Annotated in this window: 23 protein-coding genes and 1 riboswitch; of the genes, 15 read left to right on the plus strand and 8 right to left on the minus strand. The window is 59.3% G+C overall.

Annotated features, from left to right (window positions below):
* Window positions 1-3: 3 nt before the first annotated feature.
* Window positions 4-621, minus strand: a complete 618-nt coding sequence (cobO, locus tag ASF69_RS15950; protein WP_062589170.1) for a cob(I)yrinic acid a,c-diamide adenosyltransferase — start codon at window positions 619-621, stop codon at window positions 4-6.
* A 106-nt stretch (window positions 622-727) separates the two neighbouring features.
* Window positions 728-937: riboswitch (cobalamin riboswitch) on the plus strand.
* Between the two features lie 118 nt (window positions 938-1,055).
* On the opposite strand from cobO, the gene ASF69_RS15955 reads away from it, so the two are divergent.
* From ASF69_RS15955 to ASF69_RS15985, 7 genes are read left to right on the plus strand one after another with little or no spacing between them, the layout of a single operon-like run.
* On the plus strand, window positions 1,056-1,475 hold the full coding sequence (locus tag ASF69_RS15955; RefSeq protein ID WP_062589172.1) for a DUF1636 family protein: 420 nt from the start codon (window positions 1,056-1,058) through the stop codon (window positions 1,473-1,475).
* Entirely contained in the window at window positions 1,472-2,506 is a 1,035-nt protein-coding gene (gene cobW / locus ASF69_RS15960; RefSeq protein WP_062589174.1) for a cobalamin biosynthesis protein CobW, read from the plus strand. Before ASF69_RS15955 ends, cobW begins: the two co-directional genes overlap by 4 nt.
* 3 nt (window positions 2,507-2,509) lie before the next feature.
* Window positions 2,510-5,857 carry a cobaltochelatase subunit CobN gene (gene cobN, locus ASF69_RS15965; RefSeq protein WP_062589175.1) on the plus strand — a complete coding sequence of 1,116 codons (3,348 nt, stop codon included), beginning with the start codon at window positions 2,510-2,512 and terminating at the stop codon, window positions 5,855-5,857.
* Window positions 5,854-7,215, plus strand: a complete 1,362-nt coding sequence (cobG, locus tag ASF69_RS15970) for a precorrin-3B synthase (protein WP_062589177.1) — start codon at window positions 5,854-5,856, stop codon at window positions 7,213-7,215. Before cobN ends, cobG begins: the two co-directional genes overlap by 4 nt.
* Window positions 7,212-7,844 (plus strand): precorrin-8X methylmutase, encoded by a 633-nt coding sequence (locus tag ASF69_RS15975; protein ID WP_062589179.1) that lies wholly within the window; start codon window positions 7,212-7,214, stop codon window positions 7,842-7,844. Before cobG ends, ASF69_RS15975 begins: the two co-directional genes overlap by 4 nt.
* The gene (locus tag ASF69_RS15980; protein ID WP_062589180.1) at window positions 7,841-8,623 is read left to right on the plus strand and encodes a precorrin-2 C(20)-methyltransferase; all 783 of its coding nucleotides are present in this window, start codon (window positions 7,841-7,843) and stop codon (window positions 8,621-8,623) included. The genes ASF69_RS15975 and ASF69_RS15980 overlap by 4 nt, the downstream gene beginning before the upstream one ends.
* Window positions 8,620-9,381 (plus strand): precorrin-3B C(17)-methyltransferase, encoded by a 762-nt coding sequence (locus tag ASF69_RS15985; RefSeq protein ID WP_062589182.1) that lies wholly within the window; start codon window positions 8,620-8,622, stop codon window positions 9,379-9,381. Before ASF69_RS15980 ends, ASF69_RS15985 begins: the two co-directional genes overlap by 4 nt.
* Here ASF69_RS15985 and ASF69_RS15990 read toward each other — a convergent pair.
* Complete coding sequence (locus ASF69_RS15990) at window positions 9,348-10,115, minus strand: cobalt-precorrin-6A reductase (RefSeq protein WP_062589183.1); 768 nt, start codon at window positions 10,113-10,115, stop codon at window positions 9,348-9,350. The two genes, ASF69_RS15985 and ASF69_RS15990, sit on opposite strands and share 34 nt — an antisense overlap.
* Between ASF69_RS15990 and ASF69_RS15995 the strand changes: the two genes are divergently transcribed.
* The 3 genes from ASF69_RS15995 to cobM are packed head-to-tail and all read left to right on the plus strand — an operon-like array spanning window position 10,114 to window position 12,514.
* Window positions 10,114-11,370, plus strand: coding sequence for a bifunctional cobalt-precorrin-7 (C(5))-methyltransferase/cobalt-precorrin-6B (C(15))-methyltransferase (locus tag ASF69_RS15995; RefSeq protein ID WP_062589185.1), 1,257 nt, complete (start codon window positions 10,114-10,116; stop codon window positions 11,368-11,370). The genes ASF69_RS15990 and ASF69_RS15995 overlap by 2 nt on opposite strands.
* The gene (locus ASF69_RS16000; protein ID WP_062589187.1) at window positions 11,349-11,744 is read left to right on the plus strand and encodes a cobalamin biosynthesis protein; all 396 of its coding nucleotides are present in this window, start codon (window positions 11,349-11,351) and stop codon (window positions 11,742-11,744) included. The genes ASF69_RS15995 and ASF69_RS16000 overlap by 22 nt, the downstream gene beginning before the upstream one ends.
* A complete protein-coding gene (gene cobM, locus ASF69_RS16005) occupies window positions 11,741-12,514 on the plus strand; it encodes a precorrin-4 C(11)-methyltransferase (RefSeq protein ID WP_062589189.1) in 774 nt (257 codons plus the stop codon). The genes ASF69_RS16000 and cobM overlap by 4 nt, the downstream gene beginning before the upstream one ends.
* On the opposite strand, the gene ASF69_RS16010 is transcribed toward cobM, so the two are convergent.
* A complete protein-coding gene (locus ASF69_RS16010) occupies window positions 12,469-13,599 on the minus strand; it encodes a cobalt-precorrin-5B (C(1))-methyltransferase (protein WP_062589191.1) in 1,131 nt (376 codons plus the stop codon). The two genes, cobM and ASF69_RS16010, sit on opposite strands and share 46 nt — an antisense overlap.
* A 112-nt stretch (window positions 13,600-13,711) precedes the next feature.
* Between ASF69_RS16010 and ASF69_RS16015 the strand changes: the two genes are divergently transcribed.
* From ASF69_RS16015 to ASF69_RS16030, 4 genes are all read left to right on the plus strand, one after another.
* The gene (locus ASF69_RS16015) at window positions 13,712-15,025 is read left to right on the plus strand and encodes a cobyrinate a,c-diamide synthase (RefSeq protein ID WP_062589193.1); all 1,314 of its coding nucleotides are present in this window, start codon (window positions 13,712-13,714) and stop codon (window positions 15,023-15,025) included.
* A 104-nt stretch (window positions 15,026-15,129) separates the two neighbouring features.
* Window positions 15,130-16,026 (plus strand): glutathione-dependent disulfide-bond oxidoreductase, encoded by an 897-nt coding sequence (yghU, locus tag ASF69_RS16020; RefSeq protein WP_062589195.1) that lies wholly within the window; start codon window positions 15,130-15,132, stop codon window positions 16,024-16,026.
* Window positions 16,027-16,036: 10 nt separating this feature from the next.
* Entirely contained in the window at window positions 16,037-16,417 is a 381-nt protein-coding gene (locus ASF69_RS16025; RefSeq protein ID WP_062589197.1) for a hypothetical protein, read from the plus strand.
* Between the two features lie 102 nt (window positions 16,418-16,519).
* Window positions 16,520-17,758, plus strand: coding sequence for a cytochrome-c peroxidase (locus ASF69_RS16030; protein ID WP_062589199.1), 1,239 nt, complete (start codon window positions 16,520-16,522; stop codon window positions 17,756-17,758).
* Here the strand turns inward: ASF69_RS16030 and leuB are convergent.
* From leuB to ASF69_RS16055, 5 genes are all read right to left on the minus strand, one after another.
* The gene (gene leuB, locus ASF69_RS16035) at window positions 17,739-18,851 is read right to left on the minus strand and encodes a 3-isopropylmalate dehydrogenase (protein ID WP_062589201.1); all 1,113 of its coding nucleotides are present in this window, start codon (window positions 18,849-18,851) and stop codon (window positions 17,739-17,741) included. The genes ASF69_RS16030 and leuB overlap by 20 nt on opposite strands.
* Window positions 18,852-19,127: 276 nt before the next feature.
* On the minus strand, window positions 19,128-19,733 hold the full coding sequence (gene leuD, locus ASF69_RS16040) for a 3-isopropylmalate dehydratase small subunit (protein WP_062589203.1): 606 nt from the start codon (window positions 19,731-19,733) through the stop codon (window positions 19,128-19,130).
* Between the two features lie 153 nt (window positions 19,734-19,886).
* Window positions 19,887-20,393: a GNAT family N-acetyltransferase gene (locus tag ASF69_RS16045; protein ID WP_062589205.1), complete on the minus strand. Its 507-nt coding sequence runs from the start codon at window positions 20,391-20,393 to the stop codon at window positions 19,887-19,889.
* A 238-nt stretch (window positions 20,394-20,631) separates the two neighbouring features.
* Window positions 20,632-22,452, minus strand: a complete 1,821-nt coding sequence (typA, locus tag ASF69_RS16050; RefSeq protein WP_062589206.1) for a translational GTPase TypA — start codon at window positions 22,450-22,452, stop codon at window positions 20,632-20,634.
* Window positions 22,453-22,645: 193 nt separating this feature from the next.
* Window positions 22,646-24,706, minus strand: a complete 2,061-nt coding sequence (locus ASF69_RS16055; protein ID WP_062589207.1) for a M3 family metallopeptidase — start codon at window positions 24,704-24,706, stop codon at window positions 22,646-22,648.
* 159 nt (window positions 24,707-24,865) lie between these two features.
* Between ASF69_RS16055 and ASF69_RS16060 the strand changes: the two genes are divergently transcribed.
* A complete protein-coding gene (locus ASF69_RS16060; protein ID WP_062589208.1) occupies window positions 24,866-25,330 on the plus strand; it encodes a MarR family winged helix-turn-helix transcriptional regulator in 465 nt (154 codons plus the stop codon).
* The last annotated feature ends 1 nt before the right edge of the window (window position 25,331 follow it).

The raw sequence follows: 25,331 nt of genomic DNA on the forward strand, positions 1-25,331 counted from the left end.
GATTTAGAACTCGATGCCGGACTGAGCTTTGACACCCGCCTTGAAGTGATGCTTCACCAACGTCATCTCTGTGACCATGTCGGCAGCGTCGAGAAGCGGCTGTTTGGCGTTTCGCCCGGTCACCACAACATGCAAGCCAGGCCGGCGAGCCTGCAGCGTTTCCACGACTTCCTCGAGAGAGAGATAGTCATAGCGCAGTGCGATATTAAGCTCATCGAGAACCACAAGACCGATCGTCTCATCGGCCATGAAAAGCTTTGCCTCCTCCCACGCTTTTGAAGCGGCGGCAACATCACGCTTGAGATCCTGCGTGTCCCAGGTGAAGCCTTCGCCCATCGTGCGCCATGCGACACGATCGCCGAACAGGGCCAGCGCCTGCTGCTCTCCCGTTGACCAGGCGCCCTTGATGAACTGGACGACACCGACGCGACGGCCCGTCCCCAGCATACGCAGGGCCAGTCCGAAGGCTGCCGTGGACTTGCCCTTCCCCGGCCCGGTATGGACCATCAGCAGACCTTTTTCGATGGTCTTTTCCGAAACCTCCGCATCCTGCACGGCCTTTCGATTGACCATCTTGGCGCGGTGCCTTTCGGCTTCGCTGTCGCTGATATCACGGGTCATGCAGGTCGATCCTTACAGGCATTTTTGGTTTTCGAAGCGGCGACTATACCCAAAACGTCCCGCCGGGCAATGACGCGCGCCATTGACACAAAAGCATGGCAGGGCATAAGGGTTAAGCACTGACGGTCTTTTTCCGGCAACGGGAAAAGCTAAGAGGGAACACGGTGTAACCCGCTTTGCGGATAAATCCGTGGCTGCCCCCGCAACTGTAAGCGGTGAGCCCACGCTGGAAGCCACTGGACGAAATGTCCGGGAAGGCAGCGAAAGGGCGCTGAAGCCGCAAGCCAGGAGACCTGCCGTTTCAGGAAAAACGTCTGCCGGGCGGGGTGCTCCGGTCAGTCGGTTGTTCGGGCCTGGCTGCGCGTCTTCGCGTGCCATTTTCGATTTCCGCACCCCGAGACCATTGTGAAGGCGCGGAAAGCAGACCCTTGGATATGACAGCAACAGTACCCAGCCTGACGGACGTGACGGATAAGAGCAAGGCTCAAGGCGTTGTCGTGTTTGTCTGCCGCAGTTGCCGCGCGGAGGCCGATCCGACCGCAGAACCACGCGCCGGGGCAACGCTTGCACAGACCGTTTCGGCTCTTGGCAAGGACGAAGGCGTGACCGTGCGCAGCGTCAATTGCCTTGCAAACTGCAAGCGCGGCCTGAGCGCTGCGATCCGCACCCAGGACGGCTGGTCCTACATTTTCGGTGGCCTCGCACAGGACGATGCCGCAGATCTTTTGGTCGGCGCCCGCCTGCTGGAAAACGCGCCGGACGGGCTCATGCCCTGGCGTGGACGGCCCGACAGTTTGAAGCGCGGCATGGTTGCCCGCATTCCCGCTTTGCATCACACCGAGGAGACACCATGACCACGCTCAATCGCGTTCCCTGCACCATCGTTACCGGCTTTCTGGGCGCGGGCAAGACCACATTGCTGAGAGGTCTTCTCGAAAAGCTGGAAGGCAAGCGACTGGCCATCATCGTCAACGAGTTCGGCGATGTCGGCATCGACGGAGAGATTCTCAAGGGTTGCGGCATCGAAAGCTGCCCGGAAGAAAACATTGTGGAGCTGGCGAATGGCTGCATCTGCTGCACGGTTGCGGACGACTTTCAGCCAGCGCTGGAACAGATTCTCAGCCGTGAGCCGCGCGTCGAGCATATTCTGATCGAGACATCCGGTCTTGCTTTGCCCAAGCCGCTCGTACAGGCATTTCAGTGGCCCGCGATCAAAAGTCGCGTGACCGTCGATGCTGTTGTAGCCGTGGCCGATGGTGCAGCTCTTGCCGAAGGCATGGTGTCGCACGATCTCGAAGCCCTTGCTGCCCAGCGCCAGAATGATGAGGCCCTGGACCATGACGATCCGGTCGAGGAAGTATTCGAGGACCAGATCGCCTGTGCCGACCTCATCGTTCTCACCAAGGGCGACCTTCTGGATGCCGAAGGTCTGGAGCGCGCCAAGGCCCATATCAACGCCCATCTGCCAAAAGCTGCGAAGATTGTTGTCGCCTCCAATGGCGCCATCGATCCAGCCGTGCTGATCGGCCTCGGACTTGCCGTCGAAGACGACATCGAGAACCGCCACACCCATCACGACGAAGAAGAGGACCACGATCACGACGAGTTCGACAGCTTTGTCGTGGAGCTTGACGCCGTGAGCGACCCGGACGCCCTTGCAGAGCGTATCTCGCAAACGGCAGCCTCCGAAAACGTTCTGCGCATCAAGGGCTTTGTCGACGTTTCGGCAAAACCGATGCGGCTTCAGGTTCAAGCGGTTGGCTCAAGGGTCAATCACTATTTCGACCGCCCCTGGGCCGCTGGAGAGGTTCGTCGCAGCCGTCTCGTCGTCATCGGCGAGAAGGGTCTGGACCGTGCAAAGATCGAGCGGATGCTGGCGGCCTGATCCATGCACATTCTCGCCACCACATCCTCGTCCCTGGACGATCTGGCAGAGCCGGTTGATCTCAACCTCGGCCGGGCAGATGTGGTGGTGCTGTCATTTTCAGCCAGCGACCTCGGTGGGCTTGAACGCGCATGGCAGCGGACAACGGACGGATCGGTTTCGCTTGTTTCAGCGAATCTGACCGATCTTCGTCACCCGATGTCAGTCGATCTCTGGATCGAAAAGACGGCGGAACATGCCAAACTGATCCTTATCCGGATCCTCGGCGGCGCTGACCGCTGGCGATACGGGGTCGAAGAGGTTTCGCGCATGGCAAAGCGGCGAGGCATCAAGCTCGTTCTTTTGCCGGGCGAATGCTCCGAACGCGATGAAAAGCTGGAAGCGGCGTCCACGGTCGATTTGCCGACGCTGTCTTCCATTCTTTCCTTCTTCCGCGAGGGAGGCCCCGAAAACATGGACAGGGCCGCCCGGGGTCTTGCGACTTTTTCAAAAGGCGAATGGCCTGACCTTTCTGCAGAACCGCTGCCAAAAACCGGGTTCTACAGGCCCGGACAAGGCGTCGTCGAGCTTGAACAAGCACGGACAGGCTTTGCTGCGGACGCGCCGCTCGTACCTGTCCTTTTCTATCGCTCGATGCTGATGGCAGGTGACGTTGCACCCATCGACACCCTTTACGAAGCGCTGCATCAGCGCGGAATTTCACCGCTTCCAATCTTCGTCTCCGGCCTGAAAGACGAAGACGCGATCCATTTTTTGACCGAGACACTAAGCCGGTTAAATCCATCGGCGATGGTGACAGCCACATCTTTCGCAAGCCAGTCTGATGCTTCAGGCATGACGCTTTTCGACAGGCTGGGCGTCGCTACATTCCAGGTCATCATGGCCACCACGCAGCGATTGGGCTGGGCCGAAAATATGCGCGGCCTCAACCCATCCGACCTTGCCATGCATGTGGTCCTGCCGGAACTGGATGGTCGCATCCTCTCCGGCGCGATTTCCTTCAAGCAGCCAGACCCCGCCGGTGGACGTGGCCTTGTCCACACGCCGGAAATGGACCGTGTCGCGCAGGTCGCCGATCGTCTCTGCGCATTCTTGAGGCTCAAGAACACGCCACCGCGCAAGCGTCGCCTCGTCATACTCATGCCAGATTATCCCGGTGCAGCACCTGGACGCACCGGTTACGCCGTCGGGCTCGACGTGCCACAAAGCGTATTGGAAATGCTGCACGATCTGCGTGACGCAGGCTACGCTGTCGACGACATTCCCGCCTCGGCTCGGGCGCTGATGGACCGGATCGAAACCGAGACCGCGCGTTTCGGACTTCGCGAATACGCAAGCTTCAGAACAACATTGCCGGAAGCTGCCAATTCGGCCCTGAGCCAGACATGGGGCGAGGCTGACCATGATGAGGCGGTAGAAGACGACGCCTTCCGGTTTCGTGCTGCGCAGTTTGGGTCCGTGGTGGTTGCGCTCGCTCCGGATCGCGGCCGCAACGCAGACCGACGCGTCGATTACCATGATCCCGCCTTGCCGCCGCGCCATGCACTTGTCGCTTTCGGCGCCTGGATGCGGCTTCATCTGGATGCTCACGCCGTCATCCATGTCGGTGCTCACGGCACATTGGAATGGTTGCCCGGGAAGACCGTGGCGCTGTCGGAGAGCTGTTTTCCGGAAATCGTCACAGGCGCCCTACCCGTCATCTATCCCTTTATCGTGTCCAATCCCGGTGAAGCCGCGGTAGCGAAAAGACGCATCGCCGCCGTCACCATCGGACATATTCCTCCCGTCCTTATGGAGGCAGGGCTTTCTCCCGAGCAGATGGAACTGGAGCAGCTCGTTGATGAGTATGCGCAGGCCGATGGGCTTGATCGCCGCCGCCGTGACCGGCTGGCAAAGCTGATCGTGGATAAGGCGCAGGAAACGGGACTGGCATCGGAGGCAGGAGTGGCTGCCGGTGACGATGCCGACACGGCGCTGTCGCAGATCGATGCATTTCTGTGTGATCTCAAGGATTTCGCGATCAAGGATGGGCAGCATGTCTTCGCACGCTGTGCGGAGGAGGAAACAGACCCGTTGAGACGGGAAAGCGCCATCGCCGAAAAGGCAGCCTTGCTGGCAGCACTTGATGGACACCACATCCGCCCCGGTCCCTCCGGTGCTCCCGCGCGGGGAAGACTGGACGTGCTTCCCACGGGCCGAAATCTCTATGCAGCAGATCCGCGCACAATGCCGACGCCAACCGCCTTCGAACTGGGACGAGCGGCAGGCGAGGAGGTGCTGCGCCATTATCTGCAAAGTCATGGCGACTGGCCCAGGAACCTCGTTTTCGATCTCTGGGGCTCCGCATCCCTGCGCAATGGTGGTGAGGATGTCGGGCAGGCCCTGCATCTGATGGGTGCCAGGCCGATCCATGATCGCAGCACCGGTCGCGTGACCGGCGTCGAGATCCTCCCGCCAGCGGCTCTCGGGCGCCCACGGGTGGATGTGACGTTTCGTATCTCAGGCCTGTTCCGCGACATGTTCCCGGCGCTCATCGCGCTGCTGGATGCCGCCGCCAAGGCCATTGCGCGCCGCACGGAATCGCCGGGGGATAATCCCCTTTCAGAAGAAGCAGACAGGCTTGGCCACATACCTTCGCGCATTTTCGGCTCAGCGCCCGGAACCTATGGTGCAGGCATCGAGGAAAAACTGGCGGACGGAGATTGGAACGACCGAGATGAGCTCGGTCAGGCCTACCTTAAGACGGCAAATCATTCCTTCGGTGGAGCGGACGGCCTCGACGTCACCGTCGATAATGGCTTTGCCATACAGGTAGCCAAGGCCGATCTGCTGGTTCACACCGGCGACGATCCCGGACGGGATTTGCTCGATGGCTCATCCGACGTCGCCTTCATGGGAGGCTATGCAGCGGCAAAGGCAGCGCTTGGTCTGTCAGCGGATATCGTCGCGCTGGACACGACAGACCCTGCCCGCCCCAGAGCCCGCTCAATGGCGCAGGCCGTTGCGCGCGTGGTGCGGGCCCGTGCAATCAACCCACGCTTTATCTCCGGGCAGATGCGACACGGACCACGCGGAGCCTCGGAGTTCGCCGAAACCGTCGACAGGCTGATTGCCTTTGCCGAAACGACGAACGCTGTCGCCTCGTCCCTGATAGAGGCTCTCTACGACGCCTATTTCGGAAATGAGGATGTTCGCGATTTCATCTTGAGGGAGAATCCGCAGGCAGCGGAGGTCATGGCAAGACGTTTCATCTCCGCCCGCAACCGGGGCCTCTGGCACACGCGGCGCAATGCGGTTGACGCTGAACTCGAAATGCTGATCCTGCCTCGATCCAGGAGGATGGAGGCATGAGCGCATCGTCTTCCGTCCCTGTTCAACCCTTTGCACGCCGCGGCTTCTGCCCGGCCTTGTCTGCGCCCATGCAGACGGGGGACGGCCTGTTATCCCGCATTGCGTTTACGAAAGATTGCCCCCCTGACGACCTCCATGCACTCTGCGCTCTCGCAATCCGGCACGGCAATGGACTGCTGGATATAACCGCCCGTGGCGGCCTGCAGTTTCGTGGCCTGACATTAGAAAGCGCCGCAAATCTGGAACGTGACGTGCTCGCGCTTGGCCTGCCGTTGCGACAGGGACTGGCCGTGGAAACCTCTCCGCTCGCTGGAATGGACGACACGGCAATCTGCGATCCTCGCGAAATAGTGAGCCGGATAAGCGAAGCAGCCGCCGCTCTTGCCCTGCACGACAAATTGGCCGCCAAAATGTCCGTCATCATCGATGGCGGCGGCCACGTCGCCATGGCAGATCTGCTGGCGGATATTCGTTTGAAGGCTGCACGCGTCGGCAAAGCCTCCATGTGGCAGTTGATGCTTGGGGGTACTGAAGACAAGGCGTTGCGGGCCGGTTTTGTTGAGACAGAGGACGCGGCCACCGTTGTGATCGATCTTCTGTCACATCTTGCCGACCTCGGTCCGAATACGCGTGGACGCGACCTTGCTCTCTCACAGGTTCGCGCGATTTGCGGTGACCGGCTGGTTGCCGGTCCCGGGATAGAAATGCAAGTTGGAACCGCAGCATCACCTTACGGCTTGCGGCATCTCTCAAACAATCGCTTCGCTGCCGTCCTTGCTCCTGCATTCGGCCAGACACCCGCTGCAAGACTGTCCTTGCTATGCGCCTTCGCGTCCAGCCTTGGCATGACAAGCGTCAGACCGGGACCGGCACACGCCCTCTTCTTTATTGGCGACGAAGCAGCCTGCGACGCGCTTCTTGGCTATGCGCGTGAGAACGAGTTCATCACCATCGCCAGCGACCCAAGGTCCAGCATCGCGGCCTGTGCCGGACAGCCGGGCTGCGCGTCGGCCCACATCGCAACACGCGAACTGGCGAGCCATGCGGCAGCGGAGTGCGGCGATTTGCTTGACGGCTCGTTGACGCTTCACCTTTCCGGTTGCGGCAAGGGTTGCGCCCATCCCGGTGCTGCATCGCTGGCCTTTTCGGGCCACGAAGAAGGGCTGGCGTTCTTCCATTCCGGGAGTGTTTCCGGCGTTGCGGATGCGATTTTGCCACGCAACGATCAACGGGCCGCACTTTCGCGGCTTGCCCGATTATACGAAAAAGAACATAAGCCCGGAGAAAATGCCCGCGCCCTGCTTGCCCGCCTCGGCAAACAAAGGATTGTCGCGGCGCTCCGACAGGATGATCGATGACTGAATACGACTATATTCGCGACGGCAACGCGATCTATGAACGCTCCTTCGCGATGGTGCGGGAAGAGGCCGATCTTTCCGGCTTTACGCCCGACCAGGCTGAAATCGCCATTCGCATGATCCATGCCTGCGGACAGGTCGAGGCAGCGCAGCATTTTCGGTTCTCACCGGATTTCGTCACCGCCGCACGCGGTGCACTGGAGGCGGGCAAGCCCGTGCTGTGCGATGCTGAAATGGTAGCCCACGGTGTGACCCGCGCACGTTTGCCCGCCCGCAATGAGGTTATCTGCACCCTCCGCGATCCCCGCACGCCTGAGATCGCAAAGACCATAGGCAATACCCGCTCCGCTGCCGCACTCAATCTGTGGGCCGAAAAGCTAGATGGCGCGGTCGTCGCGATTGGTAACGCACCGACGGCGTTGTTCTATCTGCTTGAATTGCTGGAAAGCGGGGCACCCCGTCCCTCCGCCATCATCGGTATGCCGGTGGGGTTTGTCGGCGCGATGGAATCCAAGGACGCACTCGCCGAAAGCCCGCTTCGTATCCCCTATGCCATCGTCAAGGGTCGTCTCGGCGGTTCGGCGATGACTGCGGCTGCCATCAACGCCGTCGCGAGGCCCGGCCTATGAGCGCCGCATTGTTCGATCCAGCACCGGGAACTGCGCTGAAAGGCAAGCTGATTGGCGTCGGAACCGGTCCAGGCGATCCGGAACTTCTGACTCTCAAAGCCGTGCGCGCCATTGAAAATGCTGACGTCCTCGCTTTTTTCTGCAAAAGGGGCAGCAAGGGTAACGGACGCGGCATTGTGGAAAGCTTCATCCGGCCGGGCACGCTCGAAATGCCCCTTGTTTATCCGGTCACGGTCGAAAGCGACAAGAACGGCGACGACTACCGTCAGGCCATCGCTTCCTTTTTCGATCAGTCCGCCAAGGACATTGCCGTGCATCTGGATGCCGGGCGCAGCGTCGCCGTGCTCTCGGAAGGCGATCCGCTGTTTTACGGCTCCTACATGCATCTGCATTTACGGCTTGCGCCATCCTATCCGGCAGAGGTCGTGGCGGGTATTACCGCCATGTCCGGCTGCTGGTCCATGGCCGGTCTTCCACTTGTCCAGGGCGATGACATCCTGAGCGTTCTGCCGGGCACGCTGGGTGAGGAAACGCTCGCCGAGCGCCTTTCCGGCACTGATGGTGCCGTCATCATGAAGGTTGGCCGCAACCTGCCAAAAATTCGCCGGGCTCTGGAAAGGGTTGGAAAGCTGCAAAGCGCTCTTTATGTCGAGCGCGGCACCATGGAAAACGGTCATGCCATGCGGCTGGTGGAGCGTGATGGCTCTCCCGCACCCTATTTCTCGCTCGTCCTGGTACCCGGCTGGAAGGACAGACCCGCAGGCGGAGACGCCCAATGAACGGACGCCTCACCGTCGTCGGCCTTGGCCCGGGAAATGCTGGACAAGTCACGCCCGAAGCACTGGACGCCGTCAGCGAGGCGGATGATTTTTTCGGCTACATCCCCTATCTCGACCGGCTTTCGCTGGCACCCCATCAGCGCCGCCACGCATCCGACAACAGGGAGGAAATCTCGCGAGCTGAGGCGGCCCTGACAATCGCAGCGGCGGGCGGCAAGGTCTGCGTCGTCTCCGGCGGTGACCCCGGAGTCTTTGCAATGGCCGCAGCTGTCTGCGAGGCGATTGAAAACGGTCCGGAGCACTGGCGGCAGATCGATCTCCGCGTTGTGCCTGGCGTAACGGCCATGCTGGCTGTTGCCGCCAAGGCGGGTGCGCCGCTGGGACATGATTTCTGCGCCATTTCCCTTTCCGACAACCTCAAGCCCTGGTCGCTGATCGAAAAACGTCTGATTGCGGCTGCGGATGCGGGCTTTGTCATGGCCTTCTACAATCCCGTCAGCAAGGCGCGCCCGCATCAACTGACCACCGCCTTTGATGTCTTGCGCGCGCATCTTCCAGGCACCGTCCCGGTTATATTCGGGCGTGCGGCTGGACGCGTTGACGAGCGCATCAAGGTCGTCCCCCTGTCGGAGGCCTCATCCGACATGGCGGATATGGCTACCTGCATCATCATCGGTTCGGTGGAAACCAGGCTGATCGACCGGGCCGGACAAGCGCCGATCGTCTACTCACCACGTTCTTCCAAAAGGGAGAGCTGATGGTCAATGGCCGCCAAAGCAGCATCGATACTTGGCACCGTCGCACCCTCCCCTCGGACCGGGCGATCAATCATCACAACGCCGATGCCAAGCTCGCGCGCCGCCTGGATCTTCGCATAGGCCGCTGCGCCGCCGGAATTCTTGGACACAATGTGCGTAATCCGGTTTTCCGAGAGCAGGGAAAGCTCATCCTCGACGGTGAAAGGCCCCCTTGCGGTGATGTAACGCGCGCGGGGAAGATTGAGCGGCGGCTCGACCGGGTCGACACTGCGAATAAGGTAGTCATGATGCGGCGCGGCCTCGAAGGGCAAAAGCTCCTGACGTCCGAGCGCCAGAAAAACCCTTGTGCCATGACGACCCAATGCCACAACGGCACTCTCGACATCGGCCACACTTACCCACCTGTCAGACGGATGACGCTCCCATGCGGGTCGTTCAAGCGCGACCAGCGGAATATTGACCTGTTGCGCCGCCTGACGTGCGTTGGGAGAGATGCGCGACGCATAGGGGTGCGTTGCGTCCACCAGAAGATCGAACCCATGCTGGGTAATGAACTCAGCCAGACCGCTGGCGCCGCCAAAGCCTCCCGTGCGCATCGGCACCGGTTGCTGGACCGGTTCGCGCGTGCGTCCGGCCATCGACAAAAGAATCCGGCATCCGGTTTTGTCGGCAAGCTTGCCAGCCAGAATACGGGCATCCGCCGTGCCACCGAGAATGAGTATGGAGCGTGTCATGACCTCTGAATATGCCGGAAATCAGGGGGCATCCAGTGAAAAGACATCGCAACCATGGCTTTCCATCGTCGGCATCGGCGAAGACGGACTGGCGGGACTGGGTACGAATGCGCTGCAAGCTATAGAGAATGCGGATTTCGTCTTCGGGGGCAGGCGACACCTTTCGCTGGCAGCCGCCGCGATCAAGGGCCAGGCACGGCCCTGGCCCGCGCCATTCGATGTGGCGATGACCGACGTCGTGGCCTTGAGGGGCCGCAAGGTTTGCGTTCTGGCGTCGGGCGATCCGTTTTTCTGTGGCGTCGGCGTGACGCTGCTGCGCCATATCCCTGCAAACGAGGTGATGTCTTTTCCGTCTCCCTCTACCTTTTCCCTGGCTGCCTCGCACCTTGGCTGGGCTCTGCAGGAGGTGGATTGTATCTCGTTGCATGGCCGCTCCATTGATCTCGTGCGACGGCATCTGCATCCCGGCGCAAGATTGATAGCCCTGACATCGGACGAAAAAGCCCCATCCCTCCTGGCCAGGCTCCTTGCAGAGACAGGATTTGGGACTTCGAACTTCATCCTGCTTGAGGCACTGGGTGGCCCTGACGAGAAGGTGCGTCATATAAGAGCAGATCAATTTTGCCTGACCGATATCGACCCGTTGAATGTGGTGGCAATCGAGGTCGTCGCGGATGAAAAGGCCAGGATATTGCCCTTCTCGCAAGGGCTGAACGATGCATTGTTTGAGCATGACGGCCAGATGACGAAGCGGGAAATCCGCGCAGTCAGCCTGTCGTCGCTTGCACCACGCCACGGTGAGTTGCTCTGGGATATTGGCGCTGGCTCCGGTTCCATTGGCATAGAATGGATGCTCGCCCATCCTTCCCTTCGCGCAATCGGAATAGAACAGGATATGGAACGGGCGCAACGGGCGGTCCGCAATGCCGAGGCTTTCGGCGTACCATCGCTTGAAATCGTCATTGGAACGGCACCGGACGCCTTCGAAGGACTGCCGACCCCTGACGCGATTTTCATCGGTGGCGGCGGCAGCAGGCCGGGCGTCATGGAGGGCGCTATAACGGCCCTGAAATCCGGCGGCCGTCTGGTCGCCAATGCGGTAACGCTGGAGATGGAAGCAATCTTGCTGGCAGCACAAGCGCGCCTCGGTGGATCGCTGATTCGGCTGGATGTGTCGCGTGCGTCGCCAGTCGGGTCGATGCAGGGCTGGCGTCCAGCAATGCCAGTCACGCAATGGACGTGGGTAAAGCCGTGATCGTTGCCGGGATAGGATGTCGGAAGGATACGACCGTCGAAGCAGTGCTGACGGCACTGCAGGATGCGTCCCGCAAGCATGGGGTCAAGTTCGACTTTATCGCGACCGCTCCGATCAAGGCGCAGGAGCCGGGCTTGCTGGAGGCAGCGACGCGGCTCGACATAGCTCTTGTCGTCGTGGCCCAGGCGGACTTCGAGAGCGCCGCGCCGCGCACCATGACCCGCTCAGAAACAAGCCTCAAACATTCCGGCTCCCCATGCCTGTGCGAAGCGTCAGCTCTAGCAGCACTTGGGCCCGGATCAACACTCATTGCGCCGCGTATGGTGATGGGTGACATTACGGTGGCAATCGCCGCCTCTGGAGATGACGAATGACAGTCCACTTTATCGGCGCGGGCCCCGGCGCAGCAGATCTCATCACCGTTCGAGGACGCGATTTGATTGCGGCCAGCCCTGTCTGCTTGTATGCGGGATCTTTGGTGCCCAAAGCGCTGCTGGATTATTGCCCGCCCGGCGCCCGTATCATCGACACCGCAGCACTCTCCCTGGACGAGATCGAAGCAGAGTTCGTGGCAGCGGCACAAAAGGGCCACGATGTGGCGCGGCTGCACTCCGGCGATCTTTCCGTCTGGAGCGCCATGGGCGAGCAAATCCGCCGTCTGGAGCGTCTGGGGCTGCCTTACACGGTCACGCCCGGCGTTCCCTCCTTTGCGGCAGCGGCAGCGACGCTTAAGCGTGAGTTGACAGTGCCGGAAGTGGCGCAGAGCCTCGTCCTGACACGCGTATCCGGACGTGCATCAAAGATGCCGGAAACAGAAACATTGAAGGCCTTCGGCGCAACGGGTGCAACACTGGCCATCCATCTTGCAATTCACGCAATCGCCAAGGTGGTAGAGGATCTTTCGCCGCTCTATGGAGCCGATTGCCCGGTCGTGATCGTCGTGCGCGCATCCTGGCCGGAAGAGCGCATCATCAAAGGCACCCTCGGCGACATCGAAACGAAGCTGGCTGCCGAACCGGTTGAGAGAACGGCCCTGATCTTCGTCGGCAAAGGACTGCAATCTGAGGATTTCCGCGAAAGCGCACTCTACAGCGCCGATTATGTCCGCCGGTTCCGTTCTCCCGAGGGAAAAGCCGGCACGTGATGGGACGGGGCGAAGCCGAAACGCCCCTTCAACACCCCCTCCCTGTCGAAGACCAGAATTTCAAGCTGCGTTTCGGGCGTGTTGAGCGCATCTGCTGCTGTCCTCCATGCCCGCGCGGCAACCACATCACCCAGATCTATGCCGTCAGCGTCTGCCATGGTGAAGGCATGAGAAACGGTGTTGGCATGACGAATGCTGTCAACCAAGGCTTCATTCGCGCCCGCCTCCAGCGCAAGCTTGGCCAAGGCATCGAGATCAGCCAGGCCGCGCTTGGAGTGGACGTCCAGCATTCCTTGCGCAAGCTTGGTCATCTTGGCAACGCCACCGGCAATGGTCAGCCTCTCGATGGGATGCGTCTTCAGATATTTCAACATGCCCCCGACAAAGTCGCCCATGTCGATCAGCGCGGTTTCCGGCAAGCCATGCAAGGCCTGCCCGGCTTTTTCTGAAGCATTTCCCGTAGCGCCCAGAATATGGGTCAAGCCTTCGGCGCGGGCTACGTCGATGCCGCGCCAAATGGAATGTATCCATGATGAGCACGAGAACGGAATGACCACTCCCGTGGTACCGAGGATGGAAAGCCCCCCGACAATCCCGAGCCTGCCATTCAGGGTTCTCTCAGCGATTTTTTCGCCATTCTCGACCGAAATTTCGACTTCGAAATCAGCATTATCGCCGGCCACCTCATGCAAAGCCTTCGTGATCATCTTGCGTGGTACAGGATTGATGGCGGGTTCGCCTACGGCAAGGGGAAGGCCCGGCCGGGTGACGATGCCAACGCCGCGACCCGCCTTGAACGTAACCCCGGTGCCGGGCTTACCTGGCCGCACCGTGCTTTCCACGATGGCGCCATGCGTGACATCGGGATCATCTCCGGCATCCTTGATGACACCAGCCGAAGCGATGCCCTCACCCAGCTTGCTCGTTGCCAGGGAAAAGCTGACGCGCTTGCCGCTTGGAAGTTCGATCTCGACAGGGTATGGAAACTCACCGGTCAGCAGCGCGCTGCAGGCGGCTTTTGCCGCTGCCGTGGCGCAACTTCCGGTCGTCCAGCCGCGACGCAGATTTTTTCCATCCGTTTCCATTCCATGTCTATAGCGGTTACGGAACTGCCCGTCATCGGGAAACAACAATAGAAGGGTTGGGCCTCCTGTGAGTGAAAACGATCAATCAGGACCAACCGAACGGACCGCGCAAATGACACCAAGAGCAATCATCATAGGGGCACCCCGTTCCGGTTCAGGCAAAACCAGCGTCACCATCGGCCTGTTGCGCGCATTTGCCCGGCGAGGCGTGAAGGTTCGGGGCATCAAGACCGGACCGGACTACATCGATCCGGGTTTTCATACGCTGGCTGCGCGAAGCAATGGGCTGAACCTCGATAGCTGGGCGATGGAGCCGGACCTGCTGAGACACCTGTTCGCCCAGCAGTCGCAGGATGCCGAGCTGTTGCTGATCGAGAGCGCCATGGGCCTGTTCGACGGCATTGTGGTGCCCGATCATCGCACCGGCTCTGCGGCCGATCTGGCGCGGCTGTTCGCTATTCCCGTGCTTCTGGTGCTGGATGTTTCCGGCCAGTCGCAGACCGCTGCGGCCATCGCCCATGGTTTTGCGCATTATGATCCGGCAGTGAAGATGTCTGCCGTGGTCCTCAATCGAGCAGGAAGCGAAAGGCACCGCACACTTTGCACCGACGCCATTGAAAGGATCGGCTTGCCCGTTGCAGGCTGCGTGATGCGTGATCCATCCCTTGTGCTGCCGGAACGACATCTGGGGCTGGTGCAAGCCAGCGAACATCCTGAAATCGACGCGCATATCGAACGCCTGGCAGACGCCATGGAAAAGGCGATTGATCTCGACGCGCTGTATTCCGCGGCCATGCCTGTCGATCTCTCGCCCGGCTCCATCCTTGCGGCAATCGCCCCACCGGGGCAACGTATTGCACTGGCGCAAGATGCCGCCTTTACCTTTCTCTATCCCCACCTGCACCGGCATTGGCGTGAAGCGGGTGCCGAGATCATGCCTTTCTCACCGCTTTCCGATCAAGGGCCGGACCCATCCTGCGATGTCTGCTGGCTGCCGGGCGGCTATCCCGAACTCCATGCGGGCCGGATCGCCTCCGCAAACGGCTTCAAGGCCGCGCTCAGGCGTTTCAGCGAGACAAAGCCGGTCCACGGGGAGTGCGGGGGCTATATGGTTCTGGGCGAAACGCTGGAAGATGCTGACGGTGTCACGCATGACATGACCGGGCTTCTTTCCCATTCCACGAGCTTTGCCCAGCGCAAGATGAACCTCGGCTATCGGCAGGCGACGATTGCCACCGATGGAGCACTGGGACGGCGTGGCGATGTCCTGCGCGGCCATGAATTTCACTACGCGCGAGTGACCGATCAGGGTCACGACGAGCCCTTCGCGCAGATTGCCGATGGACAGGGAAAACCGCTTGGAGCATCCGGTGGCAGACGCGGCTTTGTGACTGGTACGTTTTTTCACGCCATCGCCAAAGGTTGAATTTTTCTCATCGATGATGCGGTGGAGGAAATCCCCGGTGATGCCTATATTGCTTTCGAGTGCCGAACGCTGGCGCTTGATCCGTTGAACAAGGACAGATTTTCATGACCGAGAAATCCCCCGAGAATAATTTTCCCGCCGGTTACGAACCAGCCGACGTCTGGGAATGGGAAAAGGGCAATGGCGGTCAGTTCGCCAATATCAACCGCCCGATCGCAGGTCCGACGCATGACAAGGAACTGCCGGTTGGCAAACATCCGCTGCAGCTCTATTCGCTCGCAACGCCGAACGGTCAGAAGGTCGGCATCATGCTGGAAGAGTTGCTGGCCGCAGGCCATACGGGTGCCGAATACGACGCCTGGATGATCAAGATCGGCGATGGCGACCAGTTCGGCTCCGGTTTCGTCAAGGCCAATCCGAACTCCAAGATCCCCGCTCTCATCGATCACTCCACGACAGAGCCGACGCGCGTTTTCGAAAGCGGTTCGATCCTGCTCTATCTCGCGGAAAAATTCGGCGCGTTCCTCCCCAAGGATCACAAGTCGCGCACGGAAGCGATCAACTGGCTGTTCTGGCAGATGGCATCCGGCCCCTATCTCGGCGGCGGTTTCGGCCATTTCTACGCCTATGCGCCGATTCATATCAAATATGCCATCGACCGTTTCGCCATGGAAGCCAAGCGTCAGCTTGACGTGCTGGACCGTCATCTGGCAGAGAACCAGTATCTGGCCGGTTCGGAATATTCGATTGCGGATATTGCCGTCTGGCCATGGTATGGCAATCTGGCGCTCGGGCAGTCCTATCCGAAGGCCGATGTCTTCCTTGATGTGAAAAGCTACAAGAACCTTCAGCGCTGGGCAGCAGACATTGCAGCACGTCCTGCGGTGAAAAGAGGTCGCATGGTCAACAAGGCCAATGGCGATCCTTCAGAACAATTGCATGAACGCCACGATGCGTCCGACTTCGACACGAAGACACAGGACAAAATCGGCAAGGCCTAAGGAGAAGAGAATGGCTAACCTGCCCGACATGACCAAACATCGCGGTTTTCCATCCGGCATGCCGAGCACGGGTATCCAGTTCACCATACGCCGCGCCAATCCGCGCGGCGTAACGCCCATCAAGTACATTCCCCGGCGCGCCCGGAACGACTCGCCTGAACACAAGGTAGATGCGGCATTCCTGCACGCTCTGTGGCACCACTTCGGCAATGAGCCCTTCGAACGTGGCAATCTCGATGCAGCGCGCCTCAGTCTGCTGTTCGGGCGGGAAGTCGTACCTGCTGAGAAGAATTTCGATCCCACATCCTATGAGGCGATGCTCGTCATCGATGAGCGGGTTGCACGGCAGAATTTCCCCGAATCCTTCGAGAACTATTTTCAGATCGACTGAAAACCGTCTCTGCGACAAAGTGGAGCGGGGGCAGAAAGATTCTGTGCTTTGCCGATCTGAAATGATATAGAGCGCGCAGTTTCATCCATTTCGGCGTCTGCCATGTTCAGGCATATTCTCTGCGTCATCACTGCAAGTGCGTGTCTCCTGCTGCCTGCCGGTACCGGCGCGGGCGACATTGCCCATGGCGGCGGCGACTATGCGACGCTGGAAAAGCTCGGCGCAGCGCTCTTCCACGACACCAATCTGTCCATGAACCGCACCATGTCCTGCTCCACCTGCCACATGGAAGCGGCGGGCTTTACCGATGCGCGAGAGAGCGACAAGGTCGGTCATGATGTCTCTCTGGGCGATGATGGCGCCTCTCTGGGTGACCGCAATGCGCCGAGTGCCGCTTACGCGAAATTCTCGCCGCCATTCGGCAGGAATGCCGCAGGGGAATATGTCGGCGGCCATTTCTGGGACGGGCGTGCATCGACCTTGGAAGAGCAGGCCGGCGGCCCGCCTTTGAACCCGGTTGAGATGGGAATGCCCGACAAGGCGACCATCGCCAAGCGTCTCAAGGAAAACCCGGATTATGCGGTAGCCTTCGGCACGCAGTTCGGTGGAGATGTCTTCAAGAGCGACGATGCCGCCTTTGCGGCGATGACGAAGGCGCTGGCCGCCTTCGAACGCTCGGACGAGTTTTCGACCTTCGATTCCAAATATGACCGCTTCCTGCGTGGCGAGGAAAAGCTTACCGACCAGGAAGAACTGGGCCGCGTCCTGATGTCGTCCAGCCAGTTTACCAACTGCAACACCTGCCATGAAATCAGAGGTGAGAGCGGTCTCTCCGACGGTGTCTTCACCAACCACAAATATTTCAATATCGGCGTTCCCGCCAATAAGTCGGTCAGGGCGGCAAATGGCTCAAAGCCTGATGCCGTCGATCTCGGCCTTTACCAGAACCCCGCCGTCGCGGGCGATCCGGCCCAGCGCGGCAAGTTCAAGGTGCCGACCCTGCGCAATGTGGCGGTGACAGGTCCTTATATGCACAATGGCGTGTTCAAGGATTTGCGCACGGTCGTGCTGTTTTATGTGAAATATAAAAGCAAGAAGCCCAGCCGCCAGATCAATCCGGAAACTGGCGAAAGGTGGGATGCGCCGGAAGTGCCGGAGAATATCGCATTTGAAGAACTGACCGCAGCGCCTGCGCTTGACGACAAGCGGGTGGACGCCATTGTGGCCTTCCTGAAAACGCTGACCGACAGGCGCTACGAGCACCTCCTGACGGAGCAGGATGGTGGGCAGACAGCGACGCCGCCTGCCCAGACCGTATCGATCAGGCCGACAGCGCCTTGAATTGCGCAAGAACCGCATCGCCCATTTCAGACGTGCTGACCTGACGGCAACCATCAGCCATGATGTCGGCGGTGCGGATACCCTTGTCGAGAACGTTGGCGATGGCCGCTTCCAGCTTCGTGGCTTCATCGACCATGTTGAAGGAGTAGCGCAGGCACATCGCAAAGGAAGCGATCATCGCGATCGGGTTCGCAATGCCCTTACCGGCGATATCAGGCGCCGAGCCGTGAACGGGCTCGTACATGGCCTTGCGCTTGCCGGTCTTGGCATCCGGGGCGCCGAGTGAAGCGGAAGGCAGCATTCCAAGCGAGCCGGTCAGCATGGCCGCCACGTCGGACAGCATATCGCCGAACAGGTTGTCGGTGACGATGACGTCGAACTGCTTTGGCTTGCGCACCAACTGCATGCCACCGGCATCCGCCAGCATATGCTCAAGCACAACGTCCTTGTACTTGGCTGCGTGCGTTTCGGTAACGACCTGATTCCACAATACGCCCGACTTCATGACGTTGCGCTTTTCCATGGAGCAGACGCGGTTGTCGCGGGTGCGCGCCAGTTCGAAAGCAACGCTGGCGATGCGTTCAATTTCGAACGTGTCATAGATCTGCGTATCGATACCGCGCTTTTGTCCATTGCCGAGATCGATGATCTGCTTTGGCTCGCCGAAATAGACGCCGCCGGTCAATTCGCGGACAATCAGAATATCGAGCCCTTCGACAAGCTCCGGCTTCAGTGACGATGCTGCCGCCAGGGCCGGGTAGCAGATGGCAGGGCGCAGGTTGGCGAAAAGCTCCAGGTCCTTGCGCAGGCGCAGGAGGCCGGCTTCCGGTCGAACCTCATAGGGAACACCGTCCCACTTCGGACCGCCGACTGCGCCAAACAGAATGGCATCGGCGGCCAGCGCCTTCTCCATGTCAGCATCGGAGATCGCCACGCCATGGGCGTCATAGGCGCTGCCGCCGACAAGACCGTCTTCTGTCTTGAAGCCTGCGGCCTTTTCGCTGTTGAGATAATCGATCAACTTGCGGACTTCCGCCATGGCCTCGGGGCCGATGCCATCACCCGGCAACAGGAAGAGCGTGCGCGTCGTCATGAAAACCCTCCTTGGCCACACCATGAAACCTTGGTGGTTTCAAAAACGGCGGGGCACATCTAAAAATCCGTATGTCTGCAACGTCAGTCGCTGCAGCTTGCGGGCTTCTTAGCCTTGGCGATGGTTCATTTCAAGGAACGCAAAAGCCGATTTGGTACGTCGCGCAGAAATGGAGCGATTTCGAAACGACATTGCAAGAACGTTCAGCTGGCGAGTACCGCTGCGACAAATCCGCCATACCGGATCAGGTCAGGGATGGCGGAATATGAGTTGACCTCAAGCCCAGGGGCGGGAAGAGGCGTTGGACTTTTCAAAGCCCTTGATGGCACCTGCATGTTCCAGCGTCAGGCCAATGTCGTCGAGGCCGTTCAACATGCAATGACGCTTGAATTCGTCGAGTTCAAAACCGATCGTTCCCCCATCGGGTCCGCTGATTTCCAGTTTTTCAAGGTCGACGGTGACGACGGCGTTGGAGCCGCGCGATGCATCATCCATCAGCTTCTCCAGATTTTCCGGGCTGACGATGATGGGCAGAATGCCGTTCTTGAAACAGTTGTTGTAGAAGATATCGGCGAAGCTGGTGGAGATGACGCAACGAATGCCGAAATCGAGAAGCGCCCATGGGGCGTGCTCGCGCGAGGAGCCGCAGCCGAAATTATCCCCGGCGACAAGGATCTTCGCATTCCGATAGGCTGGCTTGTTCAGCACGAAATCCGGATTGTCAGACCCGTCTTCCAGATATCGCGATTCCGCAAACAGGCCCTTGCCAAGTCCGGTGCGCTTGATGGTTTTGAGGTAATCCTTCGGAATGATCATGTCGGTATCGACATTGACGACCGGCATAGGAGCGGCAACGCCCGTCAGCTTGGTGAACTTATCCATCTCTCACTCCGAAATGTTGCGAATTGCAGCGCGGCCGAAAGCCAGCTTTTTCCCGCAATAGCGTAAAATCAGGAATATTTGAAGGCCAAAGCGGGCAAAGGCGGTACAGTCGTGAAAACAACTGCGAAAGCGTCTCGGTTACCGTGCGCTGTTTCAGTGCCAAACAAAGCCAAGTTTGCGCAATTGCGTCCCGGCGAAATCCTCCATGCCTTCCACGACGTCCTCGCCTCCGTGAGAGCGAAAGAAGCGACTGGCAACATCGCTGTCTTCAAGGCACCAGACGACGAGACCCCTGCAGCCCAGCGACTTTAGAAGCCGACGGCTCTCGGTAAACAGAACCGAGCCGAGGCCCATGCCCTGATATTCCGGGCGCAGGTAAATCTCATAGACTTCGCCATCATAGGGCAATCCACGGGCACGATTAAGCCCGAGCGTTGCGTAGCCGGCAATCACGCCTGCAACTTCCACCACGAGCATGGTGGCTGAACCGCGGGTCGCCTTGCGCCACCAGTTCTCATTGCGCCGATCCAGCATTTGCCGCAGCGGCTTGTGCGGTATCAATCCCCCATAGGCCTGCTGCCACGATGATCTGTGCACATCTGAAATGGCATACGCATCGTCGGACTCTGCACGGCGAATATCTATGGATAACGTTTTCATAACGCGTTTCTGACCCCAGCGGAGCGAACTTACCAGCCGCAAAGGTTAACGGCGTGAAGCTTACCCACAGCCTATTCATGTGGATTAAGGGTAAAAATTAACGCTAAATTTACCATTGAGGCAAGCAGCATGGTGCTTTGCCCCCAAACAAAACGGAGACAGGGTTAACGCTGCCAGGAAAACAAAAAACCCGGCGCGAAGGCCGGGTTTTTCGAAATCACAAGTTAGACGCTGAAAATCAGCCAGCAAGCTTAGCCTTTTCGAAGCGCTTGCGGTCGTTGGCGTCCAGATACATCTTGCGAAGACGGATCGACTTCGGCGTCACTTCCATCAGCTCGTCGTCCTGAATCCAGGAGAGCGCGCGGTCGAGCGTCATGCGGATCGGCGGCGTCAGCTTGACGGCTTCGTCCTTGCCCGCAGCGCGGATGTTGGTCAGCTGCTTGCCCTTGAGAACGTTGACTTCAAGGTCGTTGTCACGCGTGTGAATGCCGATGATCATGCCAGCATAAACCTTTTCGCCGGGCTCGATCATCATCGGGCCGCGATCTTCCAGGTTGAACATGGCGTAGGCAACTGCTTCACCAGCGCCGTTCGACAAGAGAACGCCGTTGACGCGACCGCCAATGGCACCCTTGAAGGGCTGGTAGTCGTGGAACAGGCGGTTCATGATCGCCGTGCCGCGTGTGTCTGTCAGCAGTTCGGACTGGTAGCCGATGAGGCCACGGGTCGGAGCCAGGAACTTGAGACGAACGCGATTGCCACCGGATGGGCGAAGCTCGGTCATTTCAGCCTTACGCTCAGACATCTTCTGGACGACGATACCGGAATGTTCTTCATCGACGTCGATGACGACTTCCTCGATCGGCTCCATGGTCTGGCCGTTTTCGTCCTTGTGCATGACGACGCGTGGACGCGAGACGGCAAGTTCGAAGCCTTCGCGGCGCATGGTTTCGATCAGAACGGCAAGCTGCAATTCGCCACGGCCGGAAACGAAGAACGAATCCTTGCCTTCGGCTTCTTCGATCTTGAGCGCGACGTTGCCTTCGGCTTCCTTGAACAGGCGGTCGCGGATGACGCGCGACGTAACCTTGTCACCTTCGGTGCCAGCCAGCGGGCTGTCATTGACGATGAAGGACATGGTAACGGTTGGCGGGTCGATCGGCTGCGCCGTCATCGCTTCGTTGACCGAGGGATCACAGAAGGTGTCGGCAACGGTGCCCTTGGACAGACCGGCGATAGCAACGATGTCGCCCGCATGGGCTTCTTCGATTGCTGTACGCTCGATGCCGCGGAAAGCGAGGATCTTGGAGATACGACCGGTTTCGATGGTTTTGCCATCCTGGCCCAGAACCTTGACGGCCTGGTTCGGCTTGATCGAACCGGAAGCAATACGACCGGTGATGATGCGGCCGAGGAAGGGGTTGGCTTCAAGGATCGTACCGATCAAACGGAACGGGCCTTCTTCAACCGTTGGCTCAGGAACGTGCTTGAGAACCAGATCGAGAAGCGGTGCCAGACCTTCGTCCTTCGGTCCCTCGGGATTGACGTTCATCCAGCCATCGCGACCGGAACCGTAAAGGATCGGGAAGTCGAGCTGCTCGTCGGTCGCGTCGAGGTTCGCGAAAAGGTCGAACACTTCGTTGATGACTTCCTCATGGCGGCCATCGGGACGGTCGATCTTGTTGATCGCAACGATTGGGCGAAGACCAACCTTGAGCGCCTTGGACACGACGAACTTGGTCTGTGGCATCGGACCTTCGGACGAGTCGACCAGAACGATCGCGCCATCCACCATCGAAAGGATACGCTCAACTTCACCGCCGAAGTCGGCGTGGCCGGGGGTGTCGACGATGTTGATGCGAACACCCTTCCACTCAACCGAAGTCGCCTTGGCGAGAATGGTAATGCCGCGTTCTTTTTCGAGGTCGTTCGAATCCATGACGCGTTCTGCAACGCGCTGGTTTTCGCGGAACGAGCCGGACTGTTTCAGAAGCTCGTCAACGAGCGTCGTTTTGCCATGGTCAACGTGCGCGATAATCGCGATGTTGCGAAGTGCCATTGTTCAAGATCTCTGAGGTTGGGCGCTATCAAACGGGTGTGCGCCAATTTAGTTTGGCGGGCTCATAACCTTTTTTTTGCAAATGCGAAAGGGGGGCCTGTAACATAAGCCCCCTGCGAAAATGCCGTAACAGGCTTATATGACAGTTTTGAGGTGGTCAAAACCGGGATTTTCCGGACCTGACCGCCTGATGTCAAACCAGACCGCGTTTCCTCATCATTGCGTCCGGGCTCGGCATCTTGCCACGGAACGCCTTGTAGGTTTCTTCGGCATCGACAGAGCCGCCGACAGAATAGACATTGTCCCTCAACCTGCGTGCCACATCGGGGTTGAATGGATTGCCCGTTTCTTCGAACGCCTCAAACGCGTCTGCGTCCAGAACCTCCGACCACATGTAGGAATAGTAGCCTGCCGAATACCCGTCACCGGAGAATATGTGCTGAAAATGCGGAGTTGCGTGCCGCATGACCATGGATTTCGGCATTCCCAGCGAAGCCAGAACGTCGCTTTGGACAGCCATCGGATCTTCAACAACACCACGCGTGTGGAACGCCATATCCACCAGGGCGGATGAGGTATATTCAACCGTGTTGAAACCGGCGTTGAAGGTCTGCGCGGCCAGAACCTTGTCCAGCAAGGCCTTCGGCATCGGCTCGCCGGTCTCGTAATGCAGCGCGTAGGTCTCGAGAATCTGCGGGACCGTCAGCCAATGTTCGTACAACTGCGACGGCAACTCCACGAAATCACGTGAGACACCGGTTCCTGAAACAGATGGATAGGTGACGTTGGATAGCATACCATGCAAAGCGTGCCCGAATTCATGGAACAGGGTGCGGGCGTCGTCCAGTGAAAGAAGTGCTGGCTTTCCCTGCGAAGGCTTGGCGAAGTTGCAGACATTGTAGATGATCGGCAGCTCGCCCTCCCTGCCGTTCTTGAGGCGCAGCTTGTGCTGAGACTGGAACGAGCTCATCCATGCGCCAGACCGTTTCGAAGGCCGGGCAAAAAAGTCGGCAAGAAACACCGCAACGATCTTACCGTTACCGTCCTGGATCTCGAATGTTCTCACGTCCGGGTGGTAGGCGATGACGTCGGTGACTTCGAGTGCACGGATGCCGAAAAGTCTATGGGCAACCTCGAAGCAGGCCTCGAGAATCTTGTCCAGTTGCAGATATGGCTTCAGTTCGGCCTCGGAGAAATTGAATTTGATTGCCCGCAGTTTTTCGGCGTAGTGACGCCAGTCCCACGGCATGACATCGTGGTTGTTACCCTCTTCACGCATCAGGGCGGCCAGTTCGGCTTCCTCCTCACCAGCGCGCTCAACAGCCTTGGTCCAGACGCGCGTCAGCAGATCATTGACCGCTTCCGGCGTTTTCGCCATGGTATTGTCCAGCTTGTAGGCGGCGAAATTGGCGTAACCCAGAAGCTTCGCCTTTTCATCGCGCAATTCAAGCGTCCGTTTGACCGTGGCGCGATTATCGGTTTCTCCGCCGTTGGCGCCCCGGGAAACCCAAGCCTTGAATGCCTGTTCGCGCAAGTCGCGGCGCTCTGAAAACGTCAGAAAAGGCTCAATGATCGAGCGCGACAGCGTGATCGCATAAGCACCCTCATCGCCATGCTCGCGTGCGGCACCCTTCATCGCATCGCGCAGGAAGTCCGGCACGCCTGCAAGTTCCTCCTCGGTGGAAAGAACGAGCTTCCAACTCTTTTCGTCGGCCAGAACATTCTGTCCAAACTTCGCACCGAGCCCTGCAAGCTCCTCGTTGATGGCAGCAAGCCTCTCCTGGCTATCCTTTGGCAGCTTTGCGCCGGATCGCACGAAGCCCTTCCAATGACGCTCCAGAACGCGCAGTTCTTCGCCGCTCAAACCCAGCGCCTCACGCTGTTCCCAGAGGCTGTCAATCCGCCTGAACAGCGCTTCATTCATGCTGATCCTGGAATAATGCCTGGACATCTTCGGCGCGATCTCGCGTTCCAGCGCCTGAATGGCCGGGTTGGTATGTGCGCCTGCCTTGTTCCAGAACAGTGCCGAAACCCGCGAGAGCTCGTCACCGGCGATTTCGAGCGCTGTGATGGTGTTTGCGAAACTCGGCTCTTCACCGGCCTGCGCGATTGTGTCAATTTCCGCATCGTGGGCGACGAGGGCAGCATCGAAGGCGCCGGCAAAATCTTCGTCGCGGACATTCTCGAACCTCGGGAGACCGTTTTTCCCGTCCCAGTGAGTAAGAGAAGCGTAGAGCGCGGTGGTGGATGTCATGGGTTCGTCCTCATGCAAATGCGATTTGCGCCATATGGGCACGGTGCAAGCCCGGTTTCAATACGCTTCTTTCATCAACCGATCCGTCGCACCCATGTCGGGAGGCTTGCCAGTCACACGGGAATTTTTAATAAGAGAGCCTTACGAAAAAGGCGCATCATGACGACGTCGATCGAAAAAGAGTCCTTGGCATTCCTCCTCAACAGCAGCACGCGGTTTCTCAACAGTGTGTTTGAGCGACGCATCAGCGAAGCTGGGCTGGGGCTGACACCAGGTGAAGCGCGTGCTCTTTTGACCGTGGCAGCCATCGATGGCAGCAAGCAGGCCGATATAGCCGGCAGGATAGGGCTGGAACCGATGACGGTCTGCACCTACCTCGACAAGCTGGAGTCTCTCGGCCTGGTCGAACGCAGGCCCAATCCCGATGACCGCCGCTCCAAATGCATCTTCCTCACCGACGCTTCGTCCGATCTCCTGATTGCCGTACGGCGTGAGGTGGACAGCGTTATCGGCCAGGCTACGGAAGGTTGCAGTGAAGCCGACCTGTCGCGCTTTTACGAGATGCTTAAACTGCTGCAACGAAATCTGCAGGCAGCCGCGAGCGACAGAGGCAGGCAGACATAAA

It is taken from the genome of Rhizobium sp. Leaf311 (assembly GCF_001423445.1).
Taxonomy (GTDB): domain Bacteria; phylum Pseudomonadota; class Alphaproteobacteria; order Rhizobiales; family Rhizobiaceae; genus Agrobacterium.

What these genes read in the sequence shown, in the direction of transcription:
- cobM (WP_062589189.1), top strand. Translation starts at nt 11,741, where the DNA reads ATGACAGTCCACTTTATCGGCGCGGGCCCCGGCGCAGCAGATCTCATC.
- ASF69_RS16010 (WP_062589191.1), bottom strand. Translation starts at nt 13,599, where the DNA reads ATGGAAACGGATGGAAAAAATCTGCGTCGCGGCTGGACGACCGGAAGT.
- ASF69_RS15975 (WP_062589179.1), top strand. Translation starts at nt 7,212, where the DNA reads ATGACTGAATACGACTATATTCGCGACGGCAACGCGATCTATGAACGC.
- cobG (WP_062589177.1), top strand. Translation starts at nt 5,854, where the DNA reads ATGAGCGCATCGTCTTCCGTCCCTGTTCAACCCTTTGCACGCCGCGGC.
- ASF69_RS16000 (WP_062589187.1), top strand. Translation starts at nt 11,349, where the DNA reads ATGGACGTGGGTAAAGCCGTGATCGTTGCCGGGATAGGATGTCGGAAG.
- leuD (WP_062589203.1), bottom strand. Translation starts at nt 19,733, where the DNA reads ATGGATAAGTTCACCAAGCTGACGGGCGTTGCCGCTCCTATGCCGGTC.
- cobO (WP_062589170.1), bottom strand. Translation starts at nt 621, where the DNA reads ATGACCCGTGATATCAGCGACAGCGAAGCCGAAAGGCACCGCGCCAAG.
- ASF69_RS15955 (WP_062589172.1), top strand. Translation starts at nt 1,056, where the DNA reads ATGACAGCAACAGTACCCAGCCTGACGGACGTGACGGATAAGAGCAAG.
- ASF69_RS16055 (WP_062589207.1), bottom strand. Translation starts at nt 24,706, where the DNA reads ATGACATCCACCACCGCGCTCTACGCTTCTCTTACTCACTGGGACGGG.
- cobW (WP_062589174.1), top strand. Translation starts at nt 1,472, where the DNA reads ATGACCACGCTCAATCGCGTTCCCTGCACCATCGTTACCGGCTTTCTG.
- cobN (WP_062589175.1), top strand. Translation starts at nt 2,510, where the DNA reads ATGCACATTCTCGCCACCACATCCTCGTCCCTGGACGATCTGGCAGAG.
- ASF69_RS16045 (WP_062589205.1), bottom strand. Translation starts at nt 20,393, where the DNA reads ATGAAAACGTTATCCATAGATATTCGCCGTGCAGAGTCCGACGATGCG.
- ASF69_RS16025 (WP_062589197.1), top strand. Translation starts at nt 16,037, where the DNA reads ATGGCTAACCTGCCCGACATGACCAAACATCGCGGTTTTCCATCCGGC.
- ASF69_RS16030 (WP_062589199.1), top strand. Translation starts at nt 16,520, where the DNA reads ATGTTCAGGCATATTCTCTGCGTCATCACTGCAAGTGCGTGTCTCCTG.
- ASF69_RS16060 (WP_062589208.1), top strand. Translation starts at nt 24,866, where the DNA reads ATGACGACGTCGATCGAAAAAGAGTCCTTGGCATTCCTCCTCAACAGC.
- ASF69_RS15990 (WP_062589183.1), bottom strand. Translation starts at nt 10,115, where the DNA reads ATGACACGCTCCATACTCATTCTCGGTGGCACGGCGGATGCCCGTATT.
- ASF69_RS15995 (WP_062589185.1), top strand. Translation starts at nt 10,114, where the DNA reads ATGACCTCTGAATATGCCGGAAATCAGGGGGCATCCAGTGAAAAGACA.
- ASF69_RS15980 (WP_062589180.1), top strand. Translation starts at nt 7,841, where the DNA reads ATGAGCGCCGCATTGTTCGATCCAGCACCGGGAACTGCGCTGAAAGGC.
- ASF69_RS15985 (WP_062589182.1), top strand. Translation starts at nt 8,620, where the DNA reads ATGAACGGACGCCTCACCGTCGTCGGCCTTGGCCCGGGAAATGCTGGA.
- yghU (WP_062589195.1), top strand. Translation starts at nt 15,130, where the DNA reads ATGACCGAGAAATCCCCCGAGAATAATTTTCCCGCCGGTTACGAACCA.
- ASF69_RS16015 (WP_062589193.1), top strand. Translation starts at nt 13,712, where the DNA reads ATGACACCAAGAGCAATCATCATAGGGGCACCCCGTTCCGGTTCAGGC.
- leuB (WP_062589201.1), bottom strand. Translation starts at nt 18,851, where the DNA reads ATGACGACGCGCACGCTCTTCCTGTTGCCGGGTGATGGCATCGGCCCC.
- typA (WP_062589206.1), bottom strand. Translation starts at nt 22,452, where the DNA reads ATGGCACTTCGCAACATCGCGATTATCGCGCACGTTGACCATGGCAAA.